This is a genomic window from Nitratidesulfovibrio liaohensis (assembly GCF_011682075.1).
Taxonomy (GTDB): domain Bacteria; phylum Desulfobacterota; class Desulfovibrionia; order Desulfovibrionales; family Desulfovibrionaceae; genus Cupidesulfovibrio; species Cupidesulfovibrio liaohensis.
In genome coordinates, this window is sequence record NZ_VSMK01000368.1 from 1 (window position 1) to 2,832 (window position 2,832).

2 protein-coding genes are annotated in these 2,832 nt (G+C 71.3%); both read right to left on the reverse strand.

The genetic code is table 11. The annotated features are described in order from the left end of the window. A partial coding sequence (locus FVW27_RS12395; RefSeq protein WP_167125569.1) for a sigma-54-dependent transcriptional regulator occupies positions 1-1,262 on the reverse strand: 1,262 nt, incomplete at its 3' end. Between the two features lie 79 nt (positions 1,263-1,341). Further along, positions 1,342-2,832, reverse strand: a 1,491-nt coding sequence (locus FVW27_RS12400; protein WP_167125568.1) for a sensor histidine kinase, incomplete at its 5' end; no start/stop codon positions are given.

Genomic DNA, 2,832 nt, shown 5'->3' on the forward strand with positions numbered 1-2,832 from the left:
AGCCCCGGCTGCCGCCCGGCGGCCAGCAAGGCCATGCGTTCCATGGCGTTGCGCAGTTCGCGCACGTTGCCCGGCCAGCGGTGGGCCAGCAGGGCATGCAGCACCGCCTGCGGCAGAGGGGCGAGACCTTCGCCCGTATCCGGAGTGCCGGGATTCCCATCGGCGTCCGGTCTCACGTTCGTCTCCACCCCCAGCCGCACCGACGCCGCGCGGAACAGCTTCGCGGCCAGCGGCGCGATGTCGTCGGGCCGGTCGCGCAGGGGTGGCACCACGCACTCGAACACGTTCAGCCGGTAGTACAGGTCCTCGCGGAACGCGCCTTCGCGGCACAGCCGGGCCAGGTCGCGGTTGGTGGCGGCGATGATGCGCACGTCCAACCGCAGGGGGTGGGTGCCGCCCACCCGTTCGATGACCCGGTCCTCCAGAAAGCGCAGCAGCTTGGCCTGCGAGGCGGGCGACAGTTCGCCCACCTCGTCCAGAAACAGCGTGCCCCCCTCGGCCAGTTCGAACTTGCCCGCGTGGTCGCGCACCGCGCCGGTGAATGCCCCGCGCACGTGGCCGAACACCTCCGATTCGAACAGCGATTCCGCCAGCGCGGTGCAGGTCACCTCCACGAAGGGGCGGCCCGCACGCGCCGACCGGGCATGGATGGCCCGCGCTAACGCGGTCTTGCCGGTACCCGTCTCTCCGGTGAGCAGCACCGTGGCTTCGCTGGGGGCGATGCGCTCCACCAGCGTCTGCAAGGCCAACGTGGCCGGGGCGGTAAGCCCCGCGAACCAGTCGCCGCCCGCGCCCGCGGCATCCGATGCGCCCGCCGCCCGCAATCGGGCGTTTTCGCGGCGCAGGGCCACCACCGTGGCCACCTTGCCCACCAGATGTTCCAGTTGTTCCACGGAAAAAGGCTTGGGCAGGTAGTCGAAGGCCCCGGCCTTGATGGCGGCCACGGCGTTCTCGAAAGAGGCGAAGGCGGTCATGACCACGCACAGCGCGTCCGGGAGCAGCGCCCGGGTCTCACGCACCAGGTCGATGCCGGAGGCCCCTTCCATCCGCACGTCGGTCAGCACGAGGTCGGCGGGGTGTTCGGCCAGCAGGGCCAGCGCCTCTTCCGCGCTGGCCGCCGTGCGCACCGGGCATCCGGCGGCGGCCAGGGCCAGGCGCAGGGTGATCAGGATGCCGGGGTCGTCGTCCACCACCAGCACGTCCAGCGGGGTGCGGGCGTGCTCATGGCCGGTGGCGGCTTGGGGTTGCGGGGTGGAGGGCATGGCGTCCTTCATGAGAATTTGGGGATTGCGGGGTGTGGCTGCGGCCCATCGCATTCGGAGGGGGGGGGCGTCCCCGGCATCATCCGATGTCCGGAGCGGAACGGTCCGCCGTTGTCGTGTCAGTGGCCGTGTCAGTGGCTTTGTCTGGGGCCGTGTCTGGGGCCGCGTCGGTGCCCATTTCCGCGTCGTCCGCCTGATCGTTGCGGGGCGGCAGCGGCAGGGTCACGGTGAAGCGCGAGCCGCGTTCCTCGCGTCGTTGATAGGCGATGTGTCCGCCGTGGGCATCCACGATGGACCGGGTGATGGCAAGGCCCAGACCGTACAGGCCGCCGCGCGCGCCCGCCGCCGGGCCATGGGCGAAGGGTTGGAACAGGCGCGCCTGCACGGCTTCCGGCAGGCCCGCGCCTTCGTCTTCCACCTCGATGACCGCGCGGCCCTGATGCTCGGTCACCCGCACCCGCACCTCGCCGTCCGTGGGGCTGGCGCGCAGGGCGTTGGCCACCAGGTTGGAGACCACCCAGGCGAAGCGTTCCGCGTCCAGGCGCACCTTTTCGGGGGCCTTGCGGACATCAACGGCCAGGCGCACCCCGGTTTCGCGGGCCAGCAGCACGAAGGGTGTCAGCCAGCGGTCCAGCAGGGCGGGCAGATCCGCCTCGTCCCGCGTCAGGTGCAGGGCGGAGGGCGTCATGCGGGCAATGTCCATGAACTGCTGGGCAAGGGTGCGCAGGCGGGCGGCGTCCTCGCGCACGGTTTCCACCAGCAGGCGACCCTCGGCGTCCAGGTCGTCCTTGCGCCGGTCCAGCAGGTCCGCCGCAAGGCACAGCGACTGCATGGGGGTCTTCAGTTCGTGCGAGACCCAGTCCATCATTTCCGAGCGCAGCCCCTCGCGCCGCCGGGCCTCGGTGACGTCGCCCAGCAGGAACACCTGCCCGACCACCGAAGTGGGGGAAGCGGAAGCTGAGGTGGACGCAAGTTGTGTGGACGAGGCGCGCAGGACAGACCCCCGTCCGTCGTGCCCACTGATTCCCGGCAGCCCGTGGGCGTCGCCGCCGTCCCCTGCCAGTCCGTGGGCGTCACCGCCCACAAGGTCCCGCCGCCGAGCCACGAACACCCGTTCCTCGCCGCCCTCGGTCAGGGGCACGTCGCGCTTGCCGTGCAGGCTGGCGTCCAGCGCCGTGCGCAGGGCCAGGTAGTTGGGCGCGGCGGTGGAAATATCTGCCCAGGGCATGCCCAGCACCTGCTCGCGCGGCAGGCCGATGAGCGGCAGCATCCGTTCGCTGACGTGGGCCACCGTGCCTGTGCCGTCCAGCACCAGAATGGCGTCGTCCGCCGATTCCAGGATGACCTCCAGCTTGCGCTTTTCCGCCGTCAGGCTGCCCACGTTCAGGGCGTCCAGTTCGCTCAGGCGTCCCCACAGTCGCACCAGTTCGTCGAACAGCACGCGTACCTCCAGCGTCTGGGGCGGGGGCAGGTGCAGCGGCGCGCCCAGCCGGGGGCGCTCCTTGAACACTTCCGCCGCCCGGCGCAACGGGTGCGAGACGCGGGCCGCGATGCCGTCCGCCAGCAGCAC